This is a genomic window from Methylobacterium oxalidis (assembly GCF_007992195.1).
Taxonomy (GTDB): Bacteria; Pseudomonadota; Alphaproteobacteria; order Rhizobiales; family Beijerinckiaceae; genus Methylobacterium; species Methylobacterium oxalidis.
Genome location: NZ_BJZU01000003.1, coordinates 75,273 through 94,709, shown reverse-complemented (window position 1 = coordinate 94,709; position 19,437 = coordinate 75,273). Strand labels below are relative to the sequence as shown.

22 protein-coding genes are annotated in these 19,437 nt (G+C 70.8%); 15 read left to right on the top strand and 7 right to left on the bottom strand.

What is annotated here, in order from left to right; translation table 11 throughout:
• The first annotated feature begins 48 nt into the window (after window positions 1–48).
• Both MOX02_RS01060 and MOX02_RS01055 read left to right on the top strand, forming a co-directional pair.
• The gene (locus MOX02_RS01060) at window positions 49–1,029 is read left to right on the top strand and encodes an aldo/keto reductase (RefSeq protein ID WP_147023845.1); all 981 of its coding nucleotides are present in this window, start codon (window positions 49–51) and stop codon (window positions 1,027–1,029) included.
• Window positions 1,030–1,039: 10 nt separating this feature from the next.
• A complete protein-coding gene (locus MOX02_RS01055; protein ID WP_147023844.1) occupies window positions 1,040–1,564 on the top strand; it encodes a SixA phosphatase family protein in 525 nt (174 codons plus the stop codon).
• Window positions 1,565–1,585: 21 nt separating this feature from the next.
• Here MOX02_RS01055 and MOX02_RS01050 read toward each other — a convergent pair whose 3' ends face one another.
• Complete coding sequence (locus MOX02_RS01050) at window positions 1,586–2,572, bottom strand: alpha/beta fold hydrolase (protein WP_147023843.1); 987 nt, start codon at window positions 2,570–2,572, stop codon at window positions 1,586–1,588.
• A gap of 190 nt (window positions 2,573–2,762) precedes the next feature.
• Between MOX02_RS01050 and MOX02_RS01045 the strand changes: the two genes are divergently transcribed.
• Window positions 2,763–3,236, top strand: a complete 474-nt coding sequence (locus MOX02_RS01045; protein ID WP_147023842.1) for an Hsp20 family protein — start codon at window positions 2,763–2,765, stop codon at window positions 3,234–3,236.
• Window positions 3,237–3,298: 62 nt separating this feature from the next.
• Here MOX02_RS01045 and MOX02_RS01040 read toward each other — a convergent pair whose 3' ends face one another.
• Together MOX02_RS01040 and MOX02_RS01035 are read right to left on the bottom strand one after the other, a co-directional pair.
• Window positions 3,299–3,598, bottom strand: a complete 300-nt coding sequence (locus tag MOX02_RS01040) for a hypothetical protein (protein ID WP_147023841.1) — start codon at window positions 3,596–3,598, stop codon at window positions 3,299–3,301.
• A gap of 116 nt (window positions 3,599–3,714) precedes the next feature.
• Window positions 3,715–4,161, bottom strand: a complete 447-nt coding sequence (locus MOX02_RS01035) for an RNA polymerase subunit sigma-70 (RefSeq protein ID WP_147023840.1) — start codon at window positions 4,159–4,161, stop codon at window positions 3,715–3,717.
• 181 nt (window positions 4,162–4,342) lie between these two features.
• On the opposite strand from MOX02_RS01035, the gene kdoO reads away from it, so the two are divergent.
• The 3 genes from kdoO (at window position 4,343) to hemC (ending at window position 6,535) form a co-directional block, all read left to right on the top strand.
• Window positions 4,343–5,206, top strand: coding sequence for a Kdo hydroxylase KdoO (gene kdoO, locus MOX02_RS01030; protein ID WP_147023839.1), 864 nt, complete (start codon window positions 4,343–4,345; stop codon window positions 5,204–5,206).
• A gap of 23 nt (window positions 5,207–5,229) precedes the next feature.
• On the top strand, window positions 5,230–5,529 hold the full coding sequence (locus MOX02_RS01025) for an antibiotic biosynthesis monooxygenase family protein (protein ID WP_147023978.1): 300 nt from the start codon (window positions 5,230–5,232) through the stop codon (window positions 5,527–5,529).
• A gap of 82 nt (window positions 5,530–5,611) precedes the next feature.
• On the top strand, window positions 5,612–6,535 hold the full coding sequence (gene hemC, locus MOX02_RS01020) for a hydroxymethylbilane synthase (RefSeq protein ID WP_147023838.1): 924 nt from the start codon (window positions 5,612–5,614) through the stop codon (window positions 6,533–6,535).
• 6 nt (window positions 6,536–6,541) lie between these two features.
• On the opposite strand, the gene MOX02_RS01015 is transcribed toward hemC, so the two are convergent.
• Window positions 6,542–7,609: a GSCFA domain-containing protein gene (locus MOX02_RS01015; protein ID WP_147023837.1), complete on the bottom strand. Its 1,068-nt coding sequence runs from the start codon at window positions 7,607–7,609 to the stop codon at window positions 6,542–6,544.
• 125 nt (window positions 7,610–7,734) lie between these two features.
• On the opposite strand from MOX02_RS01015, the gene MOX02_RS01010 reads away from it, so the two are divergent.
• From MOX02_RS01010 to glmM, 6 genes are all read left to right on the top strand, one after another.
• Window positions 7,735–8,766 carry a WcbI family polysaccharide biosynthesis putative acetyltransferase gene (locus tag MOX02_RS01010; RefSeq protein WP_238179218.1) on the top strand — a complete coding sequence of 344 codons (1,032 nt, stop codon included), beginning with the start codon at window positions 7,735–7,737 and terminating at the stop codon, window positions 8,764–8,766.
• 292 nt (window positions 8,767–9,058) lie between these two features.
• The gene (pal, locus tag MOX02_RS01005) at window positions 9,059–9,559 is read left to right on the top strand and encodes a peptidoglycan-associated lipoprotein Pal (RefSeq protein WP_147023836.1); all 501 of its coding nucleotides are present in this window, start codon (window positions 9,059–9,061) and stop codon (window positions 9,557–9,559) included.
• Between the two features lie 126 nt (window positions 9,560–9,685).
• A complete protein-coding gene (gene ybgF / locus MOX02_RS01000) occupies window positions 9,686–10,660 on the top strand; it encodes a tol-pal system protein YbgF (protein ID WP_147023835.1) in 975 nt (324 codons plus the stop codon).
• 25 nt (window positions 10,661–10,685) lie between these two features.
• Window positions 10,686–11,849, top strand: coding sequence for a tRNA lysidine(34) synthetase TilS (gene tilS, locus MOX02_RS00995; protein ID WP_147023834.1), 1,164 nt, complete (start codon window positions 10,686–10,688; stop codon window positions 11,847–11,849).
• Window positions 11,846–13,768 carry an ATP-dependent zinc metalloprotease FtsH gene (ftsH, locus tag MOX02_RS00990; protein ID WP_147023833.1) on the top strand — a complete coding sequence of 641 codons (1,923 nt, stop codon included), beginning with the start codon at window positions 11,846–11,848 and terminating at the stop codon, window positions 13,766–13,768. Before tilS ends, ftsH begins: the two co-directional genes overlap by 4 nt.
• Before the next feature lie 204 nt (window positions 13,769–13,972).
• On the top strand, window positions 13,973–15,313 hold the full coding sequence (gene glmM / locus MOX02_RS00985) for a phosphoglucosamine mutase (RefSeq protein WP_147023832.1): 1,341 nt from the start codon (window positions 13,973–13,975) through the stop codon (window positions 15,311–15,313).
• A 4-nt stretch (window positions 15,314–15,317) separates the two neighbouring features.
• Here glmM and MOX02_RS00980 read toward each other — a convergent pair whose 3' ends face one another.
• Together MOX02_RS00980 and MOX02_RS00975 are read right to left on the bottom strand one after the other, a co-directional pair.
• Complete coding sequence (locus tag MOX02_RS00980; protein ID WP_147023831.1) at window positions 15,318–15,668, bottom strand: MmcQ/YjbR family DNA-binding protein; 351 nt, start codon at window positions 15,666–15,668, stop codon at window positions 15,318–15,320.
• Complete coding sequence (locus MOX02_RS00975) at window positions 15,665–15,907, bottom strand: hypothetical protein (RefSeq protein ID WP_147023830.1); 243 nt, start codon at window positions 15,905–15,907, stop codon at window positions 15,665–15,667. Before MOX02_RS00975 ends, MOX02_RS00980 begins: the two co-directional genes overlap by 4 nt.
• 245 nt (window positions 15,908–16,152) lie before the next feature.
• On the opposite strand from MOX02_RS00975, the gene MOX02_RS00970 reads away from it, so the two are divergent.
• The 3 genes from MOX02_RS00970 to MOX02_RS00960 all read left to right on the top strand — a co-directional run bounded on the left by MOX02_RS00970 (window position 16,153) and on the right by MOX02_RS00960 (window position 18,746).
• The gene (locus tag MOX02_RS00970) at window positions 16,153–17,148 is read left to right on the top strand and encodes an outer membrane protein (RefSeq protein WP_147023829.1); all 996 of its coding nucleotides are present in this window, start codon (window positions 16,153–16,155) and stop codon (window positions 17,146–17,148) included.
• Between the two features lie 324 nt (window positions 17,149–17,472).
• Window positions 17,473–18,414 (top strand): outer membrane protein, encoded by a 942-nt coding sequence (locus MOX02_RS00965; protein ID WP_147023828.1) that lies wholly within the window; start codon window positions 17,473–17,475, stop codon window positions 18,412–18,414.
• Window positions 18,415–18,449: 35 nt separating this feature from the next.
• Complete coding sequence (locus MOX02_RS00960) at window positions 18,450–18,746, top strand: hypothetical protein (RefSeq protein WP_147023827.1); 297 nt, start codon at window positions 18,450–18,452, stop codon at window positions 18,744–18,746.
• A gap of 5 nt (window positions 18,747–18,751) precedes the next feature.
• Here the strand turns inward: MOX02_RS00960 and MOX02_RS00955 are convergent, their stop codons facing one another.
• Window positions 18,752–19,300: an HNH endonuclease gene (locus MOX02_RS00955; RefSeq protein ID WP_147023826.1), complete on the bottom strand. Its 549-nt coding sequence runs from the start codon at window positions 19,298–19,300 to the stop codon at window positions 18,752–18,754.
• Window positions 19,301–19,437: the final 137 nt, after the last annotated feature.

Sequence of the window (19,437 nt, the reverse complement as noted above, 5' to 3'; positions counted from 1 at the left end):
GTCGGCCCAGATAGGGGGCTGCCCCTCGGATCCCGCGGACAGCCCGCCATGCAAATGAAGAAGCTCGGCCGCACCGGCCTCGACGTCTCCGCGATCTGTCTCGGCTGCATGACCTACGGCGTGCCCGAGCGCGGCCCCCATCCCTGGACGATGGGCGAGGAGGAGAGCCGGCCGCTGATCAAGCGGGCGCTCGACCTCGGCATCAACTTCTTCGACACGGCGAACTTCTACTCGGACGGGACCAGCGAGGAGATCGTCGGCCGGGCGCTGCGCGAATACGCCGACCGCGACGCGATCGTGCTGGCGACGAAGTGCTTCTTCCCGCTCAAGAGCCAGCCGAATGCCGGCGGTCTCTCCCGCAAGGCGATCTTCTCGGCGATCGACGCCAGCCTGAAGCGGCTCGGGACCGACTATGTCGACCTCTACCAGATCCATCGCTGGGACTACGAGACGCCGATCGAGGTGACGCTGGAGGCGCTCCACGACGTCGTGAAGGCCGGCAAGGCGCGCTACATCGGCGCCTCCTCGATGTTCGCCTGGCAGTTCGCCAAGGCGCTCTTCACCGCCGACCTGAAGGGCTTCACCCGCTTCGCCACGATGCAGGACCACTACAACCTGCTGCACCGGGAGGAGGAGCGCGAGATGCACCCCCTCTGCGCCGACCAGGGCGTGGCGCTGCTGCCCTGGAGCCCGCTCGCCCGCGGGCGCCTGACGCGCGACTGGGACGCGACGACGCGGCGCCAGGACTCCGACGATTATGGCCGCACCCTCTACGGCGCCGCCGAGGACGCGGACCGGGCGATCGTCGCCCGGGTCGCCGAGATCGCGGCGGCGCGCGGGATCAGCCGCGCGCAGGTCGCGCTCGCCTGGGTGGCGGGCAGGCCCGGCGTCGCCGCGCCGATCATCGGCGCCTCGAAGCCCGCCCATCTCGACGACGCGGTGGCGGCCCTCGACGTCGACCTGAGCGCCGACGAGGTGCGCTCGCTCGAGGACCTCTACGTCCCCCATCCCGTCGTCGGCTTCAGCTAGAGGGTCACCCGTGCGCCGCCTCATCCTCCTGCGCCACGCCAAGTCCGACCGTCCGCCCGGTATCGGCGACCTCGACCGCCCCCTCAACCCGCGCGGGCGCGAGGCGGCCCCCTTCATGGGCCGCTACCTCGCCGAACAGGGCCTCAAGCCAGACCTCGCACTCGTCTCGCCCTCGAAGCGGACGCAGGAGACCTGGGATGCCGCCGCGGCGAGCCTCGGGGCGGTGCGAACCGAGACGGTGCGGGCGATCTACGAGGCACCGGCCTCGTCCCTCCTCGCGGCGATCCGCGAGGCCGACGAGGCCGCCGCAAGCCTGATCCTCGTCGGTCATAACCCCGGCATGCAGGATCTCGCCGTGAAGCTCGCCGGCCACGGCGAGCCTGGTGCGCGCCGGCGGCTGCGGACGCAGTTCCCGACCGCCGCCGTCGCGGTGATCGATTTCGACGTCGGCGCTTGGTCCGAGGTCGGGCATGGCGGCGGCCGCCTTGAGCGCTTCGTGACGCCGAAGGAGCTGCGGGCTGAATTCGACGATTGAAGCGGCGGCGCCCGCGACGCCTCAGGCGCTGAGCGCCTCGGGCTCGTCGCCGGCGTCCTCCAGGGCGGGGGTTCCCGGCATGAAGGCGTCGAAGGCGGCCCAGAAGTCGGAACGGATCGCCTCCCGCTCGGACAGGATCTCGTGGCGCGCGTCCGCCAGGACCAGGATGTGCCCGGCCTTGAGGCGGGCCGCGAACCGCTCCGTCTGGGCGGTGCCGCAGACCGGGTCGGCGCCCGCCGCGACGATGAGCGTCGGCACCGTGATGCGCGGCGGCACCCGCGGGTCGCGCAGCCGCGCCATCGCCCGGAAGGCGCTCGCGAGCCAGGCGATGGTCGGGTCGCCCACGGCTCCGGCGCCGACCGAGGTGGCGGCGGCGGCGTTGCGGGCGTAGCGCTCAGGGTCGCGCGAGAGGCGGTTGCCGGCATACGGCTTCGAGGCGATCGAGATTGCGGTGCCGAACGGCACGAAGCGGCCGCCGAAGCCGAGGCGGTGCAGGGCTCGGGCGAGCACCGAGACGCCGGCCGGCCAGCTCACCATCCGGATCGAGAGCATCGGCGCCACGGTGACGAGGCGGGAGAACGGGAGCCAGCCCTCCAGCGAGCCCGTGAAGGCGACGCAGCCGCCCATCGAGTGGGCGAGGCAGAGGTGCGGGCGCGGCATCAGCGGAACGAGAACGCTCTCCGCTATGGCGAGGATGTCGAGACGGTAATCGTCGAAGCGGGCGACGTGGCCCTTGTGCGGGTTGTCGACCTCACGGCCCGACTCGCCCTGCCCGCGCCAGTCGAAGGCGACGACGCAGAAGCCGCGCTGCCGCAGGTCGCCGATCGTCTCGTAGTACTTCTCGATGAACTCCGCGCGGCCCTGCAGCAGGCAGACCGTGCCCTTCACGCTGCGCGTCGTCGGCCGCCAGTAGGCGGCGCGGAGGTCGCATCCGTCCGCGGTGCGCACGGGCACGAGGATGCCGCCGGGGGGAACGGGGTTTCCGGGCGTGGAACGCAGGGTCAGCATCGATGCGGGGCCGGTCACGAGAGAGAAGAACGGAACTCAAAAATTTTGCACGGTGGCAGCATTCGGGGCCTTGAAGCACGGCCGGAGCCCGCCGATATGCAGTCCGTACCGGCCATCAGGCGGTACGAGACCGGTCCGGCCCACGGGCGGACCTTGCAGACAGCATGTTGCTTCTTTCGGAGAATATGTGATGCGTCAGTTCGATCTTGCTCCCCTCTACCGTTCGACTGTCGGCTTCGACCGTCTCTTCTCGGCCCTCGACCAGTTCGTCGGCGCCGAGTCGGTACCGAGCTATCCGCCCTACAACATCGAGCGCACCGGCGAGAACGCCTACCGGATCACGGTCGCGGTCGCCGGATTCACCGAGGCCGATCTCTCGATCGAGGTCAAGGAGAATGCGCTGACCCTGAAGGGAGAGCGCAAGGCCGACCAGGCCAAGCGCGTCGAGGTGCTGCACCAGGGCATCGCCGCGCGCGGCTTCGAGCGCCGGTTCCAGCTCGCCGACTACGTGCAGGTGACGGGCGCGGTGCTTGAGAACGGCCTCCTCCATATCGATCTTGTCCGCGAGATTCCGGAGGCGAAGAAGCCGCGCCAGATCCAGATCGCCGCCGGTCGCCCGGCCGAAGCCCCCGCGATCGAGGGTCAGGTGCAGCAGGCCGCGTGATCGCAGCCCGATCGGAGTAGGAGCGCCCCGGCCAGCTGCCGGGGCGTTTTCGCGTGCCGGCGTCAGTAATCGCCGAACCAGTCGCTGCGGCCCGGCTCGAAGCAGGTGTACCCCACGAAGCATTGCGGGTTCGTCCGCGTCGGCGCGTAGGCCGCCTTCGTGTACTCGGTGGGCGCGCAGAACGTCCGGTCGCGCACGAAGCGGTCGTAGGTGGGCCCGCCCGTGCCGAGCACGATGCCGCCCGCCCGGGCGACGATGCTCTGGGCCTGGGGGCAGGTCAGGTCGGTGGTGGACTGGCGCTGGGCGTACGCGGCGGTGCTGGCGAGCCCGGCAGCGAGCGTGAGAAGGGCGAGGCGGGTCATCGTCGGATCCCTCGGGATGGCGCGACGAGAACGCGCGTTCCGCCTCCGCGGCTCCCGCCGCGCCCGGGCGCCGCGATGTCGCGACCCGCTTTCGTGCGGTCGCGCTCACGGACGGCTCAGAGATCCCCGAAGGCGAGCTGACCCTGGTTCGCCGCGCGGCGCGGGGCGCCCCCGTCCTTCTCGCGCTTGGCCGCCTTGGCCGGCCGCGACGCCTTGCGCGGGCGCGGGTCGCCGCGCATCCGGGCGAGGGCCCTGTCGCGCGCCACCGCCTCCGGCGCGTGCGGATCGTCCGTCAGCCACTTGCCGCGCTTGATCACCTCGTTCACGCGGCCCTGGTTGACCCCGACCTTGAAGGCGATCTCCTGCTGGGTCATGCCGGTCGAGGCGTGCAGGTCGAGGATGGCGCGGGCAAGGTCCGGCGTCATCTTCTGGCCGGTGAGCCGGCGCGCGGGCTTCACGGTGCGGGTGGCGCGGTCGCGCTCCCGCAGGCGCTCCAGGAGGGCGAGCGCCATGTGCATGCCGTGCTCGCGCAGGGCCTCCTCGAATTCCTTCAGCGTCGCCATGGCCGCTTCCTCGCGGGGCGCCGGGTGGAGAGGCGCACCCGGGAATCGTGGGGCGCGGGGTCGGGCCTGACAACCCGCAGCCGGATTCATCCACCGCAAAAACCCGCGGCGCTGGCCTGCGCCGCCGCCCTCGGCTACACCGCGCCCTTCGCGAGGCGCGGCACGAGGAGTTCGTTCGAGCATGATCAGCCCCATCCTGACCGTCTCCGGCGGCGCGGCGCCGGGTGGCCGCTCCCTCGTGGAGGCCCTGGAGGACGGGGCGGTGCTGATGTTCCCGGACCTCGCCTTCCCGTTCAGCGACTTCGAGACACGCTTCGTCGAGCGCCCCTTCGCGGACGGCAAGGCCAAGAACGTGAGTATTCGCGGCGAGGCGGCGGCCCTCAAGGGGGCGGCCGGCACGCCGGAGGAGCAGGAGGCGCTCCGTCAGGTCCTGATCCGCTACCGCGCCTTCGCGCAGGGGCTGATCGACCGCCACCTGCCCGAGTACACCGGCCGCATCACGCTCGCCGGCACCTCCTACCGGCCCTTCGACGTCGACCGGCGCAAGCTGAGCTGGCGGCGCGACGACACGCGCCTCCACGTCGACGCCTTCCCGTCGAACCCGATCGGCGAGAAGCGCATCCTGCGCGTCTTCCGCAACATCAACCCGAGCGGCCAGCCCCGCCGCTGGCGGGTCGGCGAGGATTTCGGCTCGATGGCGGAGAAGTTCCTGCCGCGGCTGCCGGGCTACTCGCCGCTCTCGGCGCGCCTCCTCGCGGGCCTGCGCATCACCAAGGCCCGGCGCTCGGAGTACGACCACCTGATGCTCCACCTGCACGACGCGCTGAAGCAGGACATGGCGTACCAGGAACGGGCGCCGCAGGCGGACGTCGAGTTCCTGCCGGGCCAGACCTGGGTGACCTTCTCGGACCTCGTCATGCACGGCGCCATGGGCGGGCAGTACATGCTGGAGCAGACGGCCTACCTGCCCGTGGCGGCGCAGGCCCACCCGGAGAAGAGCCCTCAGCGCATCCTCGCGGCCAAGCTCGGCCGCCCTCTGCGCTGATCACCCGAGACGGAGCAGGAATGATGATTCTCGAGATCGCGCAGATCGACGTGAAGCCCGGCTCCGAGGCCGAGTTCGAGGCCGGCATCGAGCGGGCCTCCGCCATCTTCAAGGCCGCGAAGGGCTGCCGTTCCTTCGCGGTGCGCCGCTCCGTGGAGAAGCCGCAGCGCTACCGCCTGCTGATCGAGTGGGAGACCCTGGAGGCCCACACGAAGGATTTCACCGGCTCACAGGCCTGGATGGATTACCGCGCGATGGTCTCGCCGTATTTCGAGAACCCGCCGAGCGTCGAGCACACCGAACTGACGCTGCGGGCGTTCTGAGCCCGGAAGGCGCGGTGACAGCGCCGGCCCGAACCGCTACGCCATGTCGGAGCCCGTCCGAGACCCGAGCCTCCGCCGCACCATGACCCAGCGCCCCCTCCGCATCGGCACCCGCGGCTCCCCGATGGCGCTCGCGCAGACCGGCATGGTCCGCGACCGGATCGTCGCGGCCAATCCCGGCCTCGAGACCGAGATCGTCGTCATCACGACGGTGGCCGACAAGGTGCTGGACCGGCCGCTCTCCGAGATCGGCGGCAAGGGCCTGTTCACCAAGGAACTGGAGCAGGCCCTCTTCGCCGATCAGATCGACGTCGCCGTCCACTCCATGAAGGACGTGGAGACGTGGCTGCCCGAGGGGCTGGTGATCGCCTGCATCCTGGAGCGGGACGATCCGCGCGACGCCTTCCTGTCGCCGCACGCGGCGGGCTTCGCGGACCTGCCGGAGGGCGCACGCGTGGGCACCTCGTCGCTCCGCCGGGGGGCCCAGGTATTGATGCGCCGGCCAGACCTCAAGATCGTCCCCCTGCGCGGCAACGCGAATACCCGGATGCGCAAGCTCGAATCGGGTGAGTGCGACGCGACGCTGCTGGCGCTCGCCGGCCTGCAGCGCCTCGGGCTCGAAGGGATGGCCCGTAGCATCCTCCCGGTCGACGAGATGCTGCCGGCGGTGGCGCAGGGGGCCCTCGGCATCGAGTGCCGGGAGGCGGACGCCGATGTCCGCGCCCTGCTGGCGCCCGTCGCCTGCGCCCGCACCACGACCGCGATCGCGGCCGAGCGCGCGCTGCTGGCCGAGCTCGACGGTTCCTGCCGCACCCCGATCGCAGCGCTGGCGCAGATCGACGGCGAGACGCTGCGCCTCGACGGCCTGCTCTTCCTGCCGGACGGAAGCGCGCACTGGGGCGTCTCGCGCACGGGCTCCGTCTCGGACGCCGAGGGTATCGGGCGCGAGGCCGGCGCCGACCTCAAGACGCAGGCCGGCGCCACCTACACCCAGCACCTGCAGTAGGCGCCCTCAGGCGACGCTGCGCTCGATCTGCTCCTCGTCGCAGATGACGCCCGCCGTCCCCTCGAACTCGGCCGCCGACGCGCCGGCGGGGGACGCGAGAGCCGGCCGCGCGCTGTCCGGCGCGAAGGTCGCGAGGAAGCAGCGCATGACGTGGCGCACGCCCGCATCCGTGACGCTGCGCTGGTCCTCGGCGTAGTAGCGCCCGGCATTCACGTTGCTGGTGATCAGGTCGAAGGAGGGGAAGTAGACGAGGCGGGGGTCGCCCGCCGCGCAGACCTCCCCGGCGGCCGCCCGCAGCACCGCCTTCGAGTAGGTGTTCGAGATCATCACGTGCTGCGGCAGGTAGGTCGCGATGAGCGGCACCGGCGAGACTGTCAGGATGACCCGCGCGGCCGGGTTGACGCTCCAGAGCCGGTCGAGGAGGCCGCGCAGATCCGCCGTCACCTCGGCCGCGCCAACATTCACGAACTCGTAGAGGTCCGGGTCGAAGCTGCCACCCGCGACACCCGGCGCCAGCGGTAGGGCGGCCCCGTCCGCGCGGTAGCGGAACCCCTCGGTCAGCCCGAGAGTGACGACGAACACGTCGAGCGTCTCGAACATCCGGCGGACCTCGGCGAGGTGCGCCTCGCGTGAAGCGGACACGGCCGCGGGGCTGTCGAAGCCGCCCGGCTCGATGGTCGGACGGAACGGGTCGACGTAGCGCCCGTCGGGCCGCTCCCAAACCGTCAGTTCCGGCTCGAAACGGCCGAAGGCGCGGTCGAAGAGCTGCGTGAACTGGCGCGTAAGGTAGAGGTTGCCGTAGCGCGCCGTATAGGTGCCGAACTGCCGGGCCTCGGCCTCGGCGGGGCTGAGGCCGCCGGGTGCCGCCTCTGTCACGTGAAAATTGAACCCGGCGGAGCGCAGCGCCTGCGCCACGCGCTGCGCGAAGCAGGAGCCCGCGGTGGCGACCCGGTCGGTCCGGGCGATGGTGAATGCGCCGTGCGGGCGCGGATCGACCGCGAAGGGCGCGACGTTCGCCACCGCCTTGCGCCAGAATTGCTCCGCCGGTAGATCGCTGTAGGGGTTCGATGCCATGCCCCGACCTTTCCCAAACACCTCGGGCGGCCCTATCCCGGCGCGCGGCGGCACTGGAAAAGCCGCACTTCCGGAAGACCGTCCGCAAGCCCACGCGGATCCCGCTCACAGCCCCGGCGCGCACCTTGGACCTCACGACCCTGCATCGGCGCGCGCTCCGAGCCGTCGGCTTATCGGCCCCATCCTGGGCGAAGCCGTGGCGGGCGCGCGAGCGCGAGGACGGCGGCCGCATCGGGCCCAAGATCGCCGTGATCGGGAATTGTCAAGCTCGCGCCGTCGCGCAGGCCATGCGCCTGCTCGCGCCGACGAGCCCTGTGCGCTTCATTCAGATGGCGTGGCTCAAGCGTGAGCACGGCCATCTCGACAATCTCGCCCGCACGCTTTCCGGCTACGACCACGTCTTCGCGCAGCACTTCCCCGAGGGCCTGATCCCGGGCGGCGACGTCTACGCCCTCCACACGCGCGAGCCGAGGCTCGTCCTGTTCCCGACGATCGTGTTCAACGCCTTCCACCCGGACACGGTCTATGCCGGCAACCTCGCGCACCTCGCGGCGCTGAAGCTCGCCCCGTCGCCGATGGGGCACTACCACTCGGCCATCGCGCTGACGGCGCACCGGCTCGGCCTGTCCGTCCCCCAGACCCTGACGCTGTTTCGCGAGGACGTCTTCGCCCTGCTCGGCTACCTCCAAGCCTGGGATTCCTCCGTGCGCGACCTCCTCGCGAGCGCCGCGCAGGTCGGTTTCTCCCTGGAGCGGGAGGTCGGCCGCTGGGCCCGCGGCGGCAGCTTCATGCACGTCATCAACCATCCGAAGGGCGCGGTGATCGACGACATCGCGCGCCGCCTCCTCGCAGAGCACGGCCTGCGGCCGCAATCCGTGTCGAGCGTCGACTATCTCGGCGACGATCTCGCCCGCGACGTCGTCTGGCCGGTCTATCCCGAAGTGGCCGAGGCGTTCGGCTTCACCGGCTCGTACCTGTTCAAGCGCAAGCCCCGCGGCGGCAACTTCCCGCCGCTCTTCGACCTCCCGACCTTCTTGGGCGAGAGCTTCGCCATCTACGACCGGCACACGCCCGAGCAGCTGCACTGCGCGCGGGTGGAGGCCTGGCTTGTGACGCCCGAGATCCGCGCCGTCTTCGAGGCGGCGAAGGGCGCCTGAGCGGCGCGCGGCGCACCTGTTGCAGCCGCAACACAGGCGGCCCGCGAACGCACCGCCGCGAGGGTCAACGCCGCAGCGGCGCCCCATTCTCGGAGCGACACAGCCGGGCCCGAGAGCCGCGGACGTGCGCGGAGACACATCCGCAGCTTTCGATCGATGTTCGATACGCACCGTCAAGGTTGACGGAACATTCGCTTAACCCGGCCGGCCTAGAACAATGACCATCACGACCGCGGAGACCGCCTCGAAGACCGCAGCCGGCCTTCGGCCCCGCCCGAGGAGAACGACCATCATGCTCAAGACCGCGCGCACCCGCGTGCTCCCGCTCGCCGCGGTGCTCGCTGCCGCGCTCAGCGTCGCAGCCTGCAGCAACGACAAGGACCTCGCCGACGCCTCGGCCTTCGGGGCTGGCGCGGCGACGCCGGGCAGCGCTCAGGATTTCGTGGTGAATGTCGGCGACCGCGTGTTCTTCGAGTCGGATTCCACCGACCTGACGCCGACCGCCACCGCCACCCTCGACAAGCAGGCCGCGTGGCTGCAGCGCTACCCGCGCTACACGTTCCTGATCGAGGGCCACGCCGACGAGCGCGGCACCCGCGAGTACAACTACTCGCTCGGCGCCCGGCGCGCCCAGGCGGTGAACGACTACCTCGCCTCCCGCGGCATCGCGAGCGGGCGCATCCGCACGGTCTCGTACGGCAAGGAGCGGCCGGTCGCGGTCTGCAACGACATCTCCTGCTGGTCGCAGAACCGCCGCGCCGTCACGGTGCTGGACCGGGGCGCCGGCTCCTGAGGCAGCGGGCGACAAGCGCTAAGCTCGTGCTCCCCCGCACTTTTGCCGCGGGGCGGCGCATCTGATAGTGCGGGCGCGCCGCGCGGATGACGCGGCGCACCATCGCTGCAACGATCGGCTCACGCCATGCTTCGCCGCCTTCTCCTCGCGCTCTGCCTCAGCCTTTCCGTCGGCCTGCCGGCGGCCGCACAGGACGCCTCGGAATTCGTGGTGCGGCTGAACCGGCTGGAGAACCAGTCGCGGATGATGGCCGGGCAGATCGAGACGCTCCAGTACGAGAATCGACAGCTCAAGGAGCAGCTGCGCAAGTTCCAGGAGGACGTCGAGTACCGCCTCCAGGAAGGCAAGGGCGGGGGCGCCAAGCCCGCGGGCGGCGGCGCCGTCAACGGCGGCAACCCCGGCACGCCCAAGCCCCAGAAGCGCGGCGACGCCTTCGACCCCGAGCAGAACCCGGGCCGGCCCGGCGCGCCGATGCAGCTCGGCACGACGACGCCCTCCGCCCCGGTCGCGGCGCAGGCGGCCCCGGTTCCGGCCGCTGGACCGTCGCGCCTGCCGGCCGGCGCGATCGACGAGGCCGAGGAGGCCGAGGGCGACCTCGATGCGGCGGGCCCCGGCGCGCCGGTGGACCTCACCCCGCCCTCGCGGATCGGCACCACCGGCGCGCTCCCGCCCGCCGTGCGGCCGAAGGCCAGCGTGGCGGCGACCGGCAGCGGCGACGCCAAGGCCGATTACGAGGTGGCCTACGCCTACATCCTCCAGCGCCAGTACGAGCAGGCCGAGATGAGCCTGCGCCAGTTCATCCAGTCGCACCCGCGCGACGGGCTCGTGCCGGCCGCCACCTACTGGCTCGGCGAGAGCTACCTGCAGCGCAACCGCAACCGCGAGGCGGCCGAGCAGTTCCTGAAGGTCTCGACCGACTATGCCCGCTCCGCCCAGGCGCCGGAGGCCATGCTGAAGCTCGGCGCCTCCCTCAACGCGCTCGGCGCGCGCGAGCAGGCCTGCGCGACGCTGGCCGAGCTGGAGCGCAAGTTCCCGAGCGCCTCCGCCAACGTCCGCCAGGGCGTGACCCGCGAGCAGAAGCGCGCGCGCTGCGCGGCGTGAGGCGGGCGCGGGCCGCCGGGCGGCCGTGAGCGCGAGCGCCTCCGCCGACACGCTCCGCGCGAGGATTGCCGGCGCCCTCGACCCCGTCCTCTCGGAGCCCGGCACGGTCGCCGTCCTCGCGGTCTCGGGCGGGCCCGATTCCACGGCCTTGATGCACGCCGCCGCCGGCAGGGCGCCGGGGCGGCTCCATGTCGCCACCGTCGATCACCGGCTGAGGCCGGAATCCGGCGTCGAGGCCCTGCGCGTCGCCGCGACCGCGGCACGCCTCGGCCTGCCTCACCGCACGCTCGTCTGGGACGGCGCGCGGCCGGCGACCGGCATCCAGGCCGCCGCGCGGACGGCGCGCTACGCTCTGCTCGCCGCCTTCGCCCGGGAGATCGGTGCCGGCTTGATCCTCACCGGTCATACCCTCGACGACCAGGCCGAGACGGTCCTGATGCGCCTGATCGCGGGCAGCGGCCTCGGCGGCCTCGCCGGGATGCGGGCCGCGCGGCCGCTGGGCCCGGGCCTCGTCCTCGCGCGTCCCTTCCTGGGGATCCCGAAGGCCGACCTCGTAACGTGGTGCGAGGCGGAGGGCATCGCCTACCTGCGCGATCCCTCGAACACGGACGAAACCTTCACCCGCGCCCGCCTCCGCAGCCTATTGCCGCGACTGAAGCGCGAGGGCCTCGACGCCGGCCGCCTGGCGCGCCTCGCCGAGCGGGCGGCGCGCGACGAGGCGGCCCTGCAGCGGGCGGCGGCGGAGGCTCTCGCGGCAGCGAGGCGCCCGGCGCCGACCGGCGGGCTCCGCCTCGACGGGCGAGCCCTGGCCTCCTGCCCGGACGCGGTCGCGCTCCGGGCGCTCGACCGCGCCCTCGACGAGGCGGGCGGGGAGGGGCCCCGCCGGCTGGAGCGATTGGAGCGGCTGGTGCTGCCTGTCATCCTACCCGCCCTGCGGGGCGGCTGGCCCGTACGGCGCACGCTCAGGGGGCTCGTCGTCGCGGCGACGGCCGCCGGAGACGTGATCGTACGGGCAGCCCCGCCCCGCCGTGGCGGGACCGCGAAATCCGTCGCAGCGGAGACGCCGCCCGAGTTACTTGGCAAGGGTGGCCCCGCCACCTACATTGGCCCGGAGTGCGAGGAAGGTCCCACCGCTGCGGCCGAGGGATCCAGGGCAGGGGGCCAGCACTCGCCAAGGATTGATCGATGAACCCGAACTTTCGGAATTTTGCCCTTTGGGTCGTCATCTTCCTCCTCGTCCTCGCGCTCGTGACCCTGTTTCAGAACCCGGGTCATCGCGGCGGCGGGAGCGAGATCGCGTACAGCCAGCTCCTCAATGACGCCGATGCCGGCAAGATCCAGTCCGTGGTCATCTCGGGCCAGGACGTGAGCGGCACCTACGTGGGCGGCGGCAACTTCACCTCCTACGCGCCCAACGACCCGAGCCTCGTCTCGAAGCTCCAGGGCAAGGGCGTTCAGATCACCGCGCGCCCGCCTTCCGACAACACGCCCTGGTTCATCCAGCTCCTCGTGAGCTGGCTGCCGATCCTCGTGTTCATCGGCGCCTGGATCTTCCTCTCGCGCCAGATGCAGTCGGGCGCGGGACGCGCCATGGGCTTCGGCAAGTCGAAGGCCAAGCTCCTCAACGAGGCGCACGGGCGCGTCTCCTTCGAGGACGTCGCCGGCGTCGAGGAGGCCAAGGAGGACCTGCAGGAGATCGTCGAGTTCCTGCGCGACCCGCAGAAGTTCCAGCGGCTCGGCGGCCGGATCCCGCGCGGCGTGCTGCTCGTCGGCCCGCCCGGCACGGGTAAGACGCTGATCGCACGCGCGGTCGCCGGCGAGGCGAACGTGCCGTTCTTCACGATCTCGGGCTCCGACTTCGTGGAGATGTTCGTCGGCGTCGGCGCGAGCCGCGTGCGCGACATGTTCGAGCAGGCCAAGAAGAACGCACCCTGCATTATCTTCATCGACGAGATCGACGCTGTCGGCCGCCATCGCGGCGCCGGCCTCGGCGGCGGCAACGACGAGCGCGAGCAGACGCTGAACCAGCTCCTCGTGGAGATGGACGGCTTCGAGGCGAACGAGGGCGTGATCATCATCGCGGCCACGAACCGACCCGACGTGCTCGACCCGGCGCTGCTGCGCCCCGGCCGCTTCGACCGTCAGATCATGGTGCCGAACCCGGACGTGACCGGCCGCGAGCGCATCCTGCGCGTTCACGTCCGCAAGGTCCCGCTGGCGCCGGACGTCGACCTCAAGACCATCGCCCGCGGCACGCCCGGCTTCTCGGGCGCGGACCTGATGAATCTCGTCAACGAGTCGGCGCTGCTGGCCGCCCGCCGCGGCAAGCGCATCGTCACGATGCACGAGTTCGAGGACGCGAAGGACAAGGTCATGATGGGCGCCGAGCGGCGCACCCTCGTGATGACCGAGGACGAGAAGCGGCTCACCGCCTACCACGAGGGCGGCCACGCCATCGTGGCGCTGAACGTTCCGGCGACCGATCCCGTCCACAAGGCGACGATCATCCCCCGCGGCCGCGCGCTCGGCATGGTCATGCAGCTCCCCGAGCGCGACAAGCTCTCGATGAGCTACGAGCAGATGACCTCGCGCCTCGCGATCATGATGGGCGGCCGCATCGCCGAGGAGATGATCTTCGGGCCCGAGAAGGTGACCTCGGGCGCGCAGTCCGACATCGAGCAGGCGACGCGCCTCGCCAAGATGATGGTCACGCGCTGGGGCTTCTCGCCCGAGCTCGGCACCGTCGCCTACGGCGACAACAACGACGAGGTCTTCCTCGGCATGTCGATGGGCCGGCAGCAGACCGTCTCGGAATCGACCGCCCAGAAGATCGACGCGGAGGTCCGCCGCCTCGTGGAGCAGGGCCTCGAGGAGGCGCGCCGCATCCTCGGCGAGCGCAAGGACGATCTCGAGGCGCTGGCGCAAGGACTCCTCGAGTACGAGACGCTGACCGGCGAGGAGATCCGCAACCTCATCAACGGCCGACCGCCGGTGCGCGACGGCGGCGACGTGCCGCCGACGCCCGCTCGCGGCTCGCCGGTGCCGAGCGCCGGGCGCGGACGTCCCCGCGAGAACGACGGCAGCCTGGAGCCCCAGCCCCAAGCCTGATGCCTGCAGGCGGCAAGCGACTGACGGAGGGGCGTCCCATTCGGGGCGCCCTTCTCGTTTGGCCGCATGGTCGCCGCCTTTGCGGATCATCCGGACGGCGAGGCGGATAGTTACGATTCACTACCACCGAATCTCGTCGCCCGGCCCGGCGCGAAAGCTGGTAGGTTGGCGGCCAAGATATCCGTGGATGAGGCGGAGACGCAGGTGCGCAAGTACTTTGGGACGGACGGCATCCGGGGCCGCGCCAACGGGGTGATCACGCCGGAACTGGCGCTGAAGGTGGGCCAGGCGGCCGGCCTCGTGTTCCAGCGGGGCGACTACCGGCACCGGGTCGTCATCGGCAAGGACACGCGGCTCTCGGGCTACATGATCGAGACCGCGCTCGTCGCCGGCTTCACCTCGGTCGGCATGGACGTGCTGCTGCTCGGCCCCATGCCGACGCCCGCCGTCGCCATGCTCACGCGCTCCATGCGCGCCGACCTCGGCGTGATGATCTCCGCCTCGCACAACCCCTACGAGGATAACGGCATCAAGCTGTTCGGCCCCGACGGGTTCAAGCTCAGCGACGAGGTCGAGCGCGCCATCGAGGCGCTGATCGACGGCGAGCTGCACAAGCGGCTGGCGAGCTCGCGCGATCTCGGCCGCGCCAAGCGCATCGAGAGCGTGCACGCCCGCTACATCGAGTTCGCCAAGCGCACGCTGCCGCGCCACGTCACCCTCGACGGCCTGCGCGTCGTGGTCGATTGCGCCAACGGCGCGGGCTACCGGGTCGCGCCCGAGACCCTGTGGGAGCTCGGCGCCGAGGTGATCTCGATCGGCGTCGATCCGGACGGCTTCAACATCAACCGGGACGTCGGCTCGACCGCGCCCTCCGCCCTCGTCAGCAAGGTGCGCGAGCTGCGCGCCGACATCGGCATCGCGCTCGACGGCGACGCCGACCGCGTGATCATCGTGGACGAGAAGGGCCACATCGTCGACGGCGACCAACTCATGGCGGTGGTCGCCCGCTCCTGGAAGGAGGACGACCGGCTGACCCAGCCGGGGCTCGTCGCCACCATCATGTCGAACCTCGGCCTGGAGCGCTATCTCGGCGGCATCGGACTGAGCCTCGCCCGCACGGCGGTGGGCGACCGCTACGTGCTGGAGCACATGCGCGAGCATGGCTACAACCTCGGCGGCGAGCAGTCCGGCCACATCATCATGTCGGACTACGCGACGACCGGCGACGGGCTGGTGGCGGCTCTCCAGCTCCTCAGCGTGGTCAAGCGCCAGGAGCGTCCGGTGAGCGAGGTCTGCCACTGCTTCGACCCGCTGCCGCAGATCCTCAAGAACGTGCGCTACGGCTCGGGCGAGCCGCTCCGCCAGGCGGCGGTGGTCACCGCGATCGAGAATGCCCGCGAGCGCCTGGGCAATTCGGGCCGCCTGGTGATCCGGCCGTCCGGCACCGAGCCGGTGATCCGCGTGATGGCCGAGGGCGACGACCGCAGCCTCGTCACGGAGGTCGTCGACGAGGTCGTCGATGCCGTGACCCGCGTGGCGGCCTGACGCGTCAGGCCGGCTCGTAGGCGGCGACGAGATCGCGCGGCGCCGTCGCCCGCCACGCGGCGAGGAGCGCGCCCCGCAACGTCTCCTCGTCGGCCTCGGGCAGGTCGAGGTTCGTCCAGCCGCGGCGCCCCCAGGCCCCAGGCACGGGGGCGAACAGGTCGGGCTCCGCCTCGGCCAGCATCGCCTGATGCGCCGGCGTCAGGCGCAGCACCGTGCGCTCCTCCTCGACCCAGAGCGTCGCGTAGATGCGGCCGCCGACGCGGAAATCGGGATTGCCCATATGGGCGCCCTCCACCGTCCCCGGCAGCATCAGGCAGAGCGCGCGAACGTCCTCGGCGAGCACGGCGCAACTCAGCCGCGCGGTTCCGCGGATTCGGGCCAGGACACCCCCGCATGCTCGCGGATGTCGCCCGGCGCGCTGCCGGTATCGGCGTCGGACACCCAGTCCTCAGGCTCGACCACCGCTTCGACGGTGTCGTCGGGATATTCCGCTTCGAGGAAGAGGCGTGCCTCGCCCTCGGCCGCCGCGCGAACCGTGACGAGGGGGCGCTCGCCCTGCGGCGACCGGATCCTAGCGATGAACAATCGCGTCATGCTTCATCCCGTGGCGAGGTAGTTGGGGCGGCTCGATCCCGCGAAGGGCAACGCGCGAGAGCGCGGTTCGTCACAGTTGCGTCGCGGGGCCCCTTTCACAACGCTAGGTTTGCACCGGCGCGGAGACGCTTCGGCAAGGATAAGATTTAACGTTAAGCGCGGTTTAAGACGTTTCGGCCAGAGTCGCTCCGTCATCCGAGCCGGCACAGCAAGCTTCCGGCACACGATCGAGTGAAGGAAAACTTATGGCCCGCTCCAAGCTTCATGCCTTGGCGCGCTCCCTCACGCTCGTCGCGAGCGTCGGCGCGCCCTGCCTCGCCCAGGCCGCGGATCTGCTGCCGCCCCCGCCGCCCCCGCCGCCGCCCCCCGTCGAAGTCGGCGGCGGCTGGTACCTGCGCGGCGACGTTGGCGTGAGCGCCTACACCAGCTCGCAGTTCGCCGCCTACGGCGAGAAGGGCACGGGAGGCTACATCGACGACACCTATCACGACCGCGGCATCGGCAGCGGCGCGTTCGGCGGCATCGGCATCGGCTACCAGTTCAACCCGTTCTTCCGCGGCGACATCACGGGCGAGTACCGGTTCTCTAACGAGCTGCGCACCTCGCGCCGCTTCCAGACCGAGAACGGCTACACCGATCTCGACGGCAACGCGGTCTCGCTGCGCAGCCGCTACGACGACGACACCCAGGCCCGGTTCGACGCGGCGGTGGTGCTGGCCAACGCCTACTTCGATCTTGGCACGTGGTACGGCGTGACCCCGTTCGTCGGCGGCGGCGTCGGCGTTTCCTTCAACCATCTCTCCGGGGCCAAGACGGACGCGCGCGAGACGGCGCCGACCCTGAGCTACCAGTACAATTGCGCGGCCGGCTGCTTCACGGGCTACGCCGTGCCGGACGGGAACGGCGGCTACGTCTACGGCACCCGCACCGACCGCTACGATTACAAGGACAAGACCAAGGCGAGCTTCGCCTGGGCCCTCCACGCCGGTCTCGCCTACGACGTGACCTCGAACTTCAAGGTCGAACTCGCCTACCGTTACCTGAACCTCGGCACGGCCAAGACCGGCCTCGGCGAGACCTACTGCTGCTCGTCCATCGGCGGGTACAAGGTGAAGACGCTCGAGGCGCACGACGTGAAGATCGGCCTGCGCTACCTCCTCGGCGGCGTCGTGGCGGCCCCGCTGCCGCCGCTCATGGCCGACTACCAACCCGCGCCCGGCCCGCTGGTGCGCAAGTACTGAGCCTCGCAGACACAACCCGGACGTCTGGGCAACGGCGCGGATCGCATCCGCGCCGTTCTCGTTCGTGCGGCCGGCCGATGCTCGAAGCTGTCCGATCCGAAATCTCGGCAAGATCTGCCGATCGGCAGATCTTGCCAGCAGAGCCATAGCGAAACCTCGGCTGGATCGAGGCTGATCTTCCCGGATGCGCCCCGTCGATCTTCGGTTGACCTTTCCCGGACACAGCAATACCCCACGCCGCAACGGAACATTAAGGTTACCGCGGTATCAATGCCTCAGGGGAGCGGCACGGTGAGTCGTTCTGTCGCCCTGAGGAAGAATTCGATGCGTACCGTCACCGTTCCCGTGCTGGTGGCCCTCGGCCTGTTCGGCCTCTCCGCGGCCCAGGCGGCCGATCTCGACTACGGCGTGCTGCGCGGCCCGGAATACGAGCCCGCCGTGCCGCTGATCGACTGGAGCGGCATCTATTTCGGTGCCCATGCCGGCTACACCTCGGCGAGCCACTCCTACGGCGGCGTCTTCCAGCCGGCACTCGCCGACTATTTCCGCCGTACCGTCATCGAGAGTGAATTCAACGTCTCGTCGCTGCTGACCACGGGCTCGCGCCGCGTGGACGGGACGAGCTTCGGCGCCTTCGCAGGCTACAATTTCCAGTTTGACGAGACAGTGCTCGGCTTCGAGGTCGACTACACGCGCTTCGGCAAACAGAGCAGCAGCTACAACGACATCGCCCGGCTGATGACGACCAGCAGCGGGATGCTCGAATCCGTATATGTGGCCGGCACGTCGACGACGAAGATCGAGGATTACGGCACGATCCGCGGTCGCGCCGGCTACGCGATGGGGAACTTCCTGCCCTTCGTCACCGGCGGCTTCGCGATCGGGCGGGCAAACATCACGGACGCGGTCACGGTCCAGAACTACGGATACAACCAGACCACCTATCTGGCGAACCAGCAGCTCACGTCAGGCAGTCCCGCCTACGTGACGAACCACGGCTACGCCGCCTTCAACCAAAACTATCCGGGCAACCGGTCGACGCCGGCCGGGCAGGGGGTGCAGACCGTGCCGAGCGCGCCGACAGCGCTCGCCGCCGTCGCAAAGACCAAGACGGTCGGCGGTATCACGCTCGGCGCGGGCCTCGAATACGCGCTGACCCAGAACCTGCTGCTGCGCGCCGAGTACCAGTACGTGCTCTTCAACGATTTCGACGGGCACAAGGCGAACCTGAACACGGTCCGCGGCGGCGCCGCCGTGAAGTTCTGATGGCCTTGAGAATTCTGCGCACGAAGGAGGGCGGCATGGCGAACGGTCCGCGCAGCTTGGGCGCCGCGGCGCGCCTCGTCGGCGGCGGCGCCGTGCTGCTGCTGGCGGCCTGCCTTCCGGCCGCGGCCGGCGGCGCGCCCGGCGGCTACCGCTCGGCCGAGCGTCACGGCGCGCCGCGCCTGCACCGCCGTCACGCGCGCCCGCACCTGCCGCCGGAGATCGCCTACCGCGACCCGCGGCTCCTCCCACCCACGATCATCCGCGCCTACATGCCCCGCAACCACGCGGTGCCGCTGTACAACGAGCCGCCGGCACGCTTTCCGCAGCCCTGAGAGCCTCAGCTGTCGAGCTCGCTGTCCCAGTAGAGATAGTCGAGCCAGGTGTGGTGATACTGCCGGTGGTCGAACTCGGGCTGCCGGTGGTGCAGCTCGTAGCGGGTCGGCCGGCGCGGCTCGGTGAGCAGCGGCATCTCCGCCTCGGCGGGCGTGCGGTTGGCCTTGCGCAGGTTGCACGGCGAGCAGGCCGAGACGACGTTCTCCCAGCTCGAGAGGCCGCCGCGCGAGCGCGGCACCACGTGGTCGAAGGTCAGGCCGCCCGAGGGCAGGCGCAGGCCGCAATACTGGCAGGAGAAGCCGTCGCGCAGGTAGATGTTGTAGCGCGTGAAGGCGGGGGACCGGGCCAGCGTCACGTAGTTCTTGAGCGCCACGACGCTCGGCACCCGGAGCGAGCGGCTCGGCGAGCGCGCCTCGACGTCGTAGCTCGCCACCAGCGTGACGCGGTCGAGGAACAGGGCCGTGAAGGCGTCCTTCCAGGACCACAGCGAGAGCGGATTGTAGGAGAGCGGCCGGTAATCCGCGTTCAGGACGAGGGTTTGAAGGTCCATCATCGGCGCTACTCTCGGAACGGCTGATGCAGGGGACAACGCGCGGGAGTCGGCCGGCGCGCTGCCCCGGGAGGGCGAAAGATCGCGATCCTCCGTCTCGCGCCGGCTCCGGGCTCGCGGATGCTGAGGATCGGCGCCAC

Coding starts and splice junctions, on each gene's coding strand:
- MOX02_RS00970 (WP_147023829.1), top strand. CDS start 16,153: ATGGCCCGCTCCAAGCTTCATGCCTTGGCGCGCTCCCTCACGCTCGTC.
- MOX02_RS00975 (WP_147023830.1), bottom strand. CDS start 15,907: ATGACGCGATTGTTCATCGCTAGGATCCGGTCGCCGCAGGGCGAGCGC.
- MOX02_RS01045 (WP_147023842.1), top strand. CDS start 2,763: ATGCGTCAGTTCGATCTTGCTCCCCTCTACCGTTCGACTGTCGGCTTC.
- MOX02_RS00955 (WP_147023826.1), bottom strand. CDS start 19,300: ATGATGGACCTTCAAACCCTCGTCCTGAACGCGGATTACCGGCCGCTC.
- kdoO (WP_147023839.1), top strand. CDS start 4,343: ATGATCAGCCCCATCCTGACCGTCTCCGGCGGCGCGGCGCCGGGTGGC.
- ftsH (WP_147023833.1), top strand. CDS start 11,846: ATGAACCCGAACTTTCGGAATTTTGCCCTTTGGGTCGTCATCTTCCTC.
- MOX02_RS01060 (WP_147023845.1), top strand. CDS start 49: ATGCAAATGAAGAAGCTCGGCCGCACCGGCCTCGACGTCTCCGCGATC.
- MOX02_RS01050 (WP_147023843.1), bottom strand. CDS start 2,572: ATGCTGACCCTGCGTTCCACGCCCGGAAACCCCGTTCCCCCCGGCGGC.
- MOX02_RS01040 (WP_147023841.1), bottom strand. CDS start 3,598: ATGACCCGCCTCGCCCTTCTCACGCTCGCTGCCGGGCTCGCCAGCACC.
- MOX02_RS01035 (WP_147023840.1), bottom strand. CDS start 4,161: ATGGCGACGCTGAAGGAATTCGAGGAGGCCCTGCGCGAGCACGGCATG.
- MOX02_RS01015 (WP_147023837.1), bottom strand. CDS start 7,609: ATGGCATCGAACCCCTACAGCGATCTACCGGCGGAGCAATTCTGGCGC.
- MOX02_RS00960 (WP_147023827.1), top strand. CDS start 18,450: ATGGCGAACGGTCCGCGCAGCTTGGGCGCCGCGGCGCGCCTCGTCGGC.
- hemC (WP_147023838.1), top strand. CDS start 5,612: ATGACCCAGCGCCCCCTCCGCATCGGCACCCGCGGCTCCCCGATGGCG.
- ybgF (WP_147023835.1), top strand. CDS start 9,686: ATGCTTCGCCGCCTTCTCCTCGCGCTCTGCCTCAGCCTTTCCGTCGGC.
- MOX02_RS00965 (WP_147023828.1), top strand. CDS start 17,473: ATGCGTACCGTCACCGTTCCCGTGCTGGTGGCCCTCGGCCTGTTCGGC.
- pal (WP_147023836.1), top strand. CDS start 9,059: ATGCTCAAGACCGCGCGCACCCGCGTGCTCCCGCTCGCCGCGGTGCTC.
- MOX02_RS01025 (WP_147023978.1), top strand. CDS start 5,230: ATGATTCTCGAGATCGCGCAGATCGACGTGAAGCCCGGCTCCGAGGCC.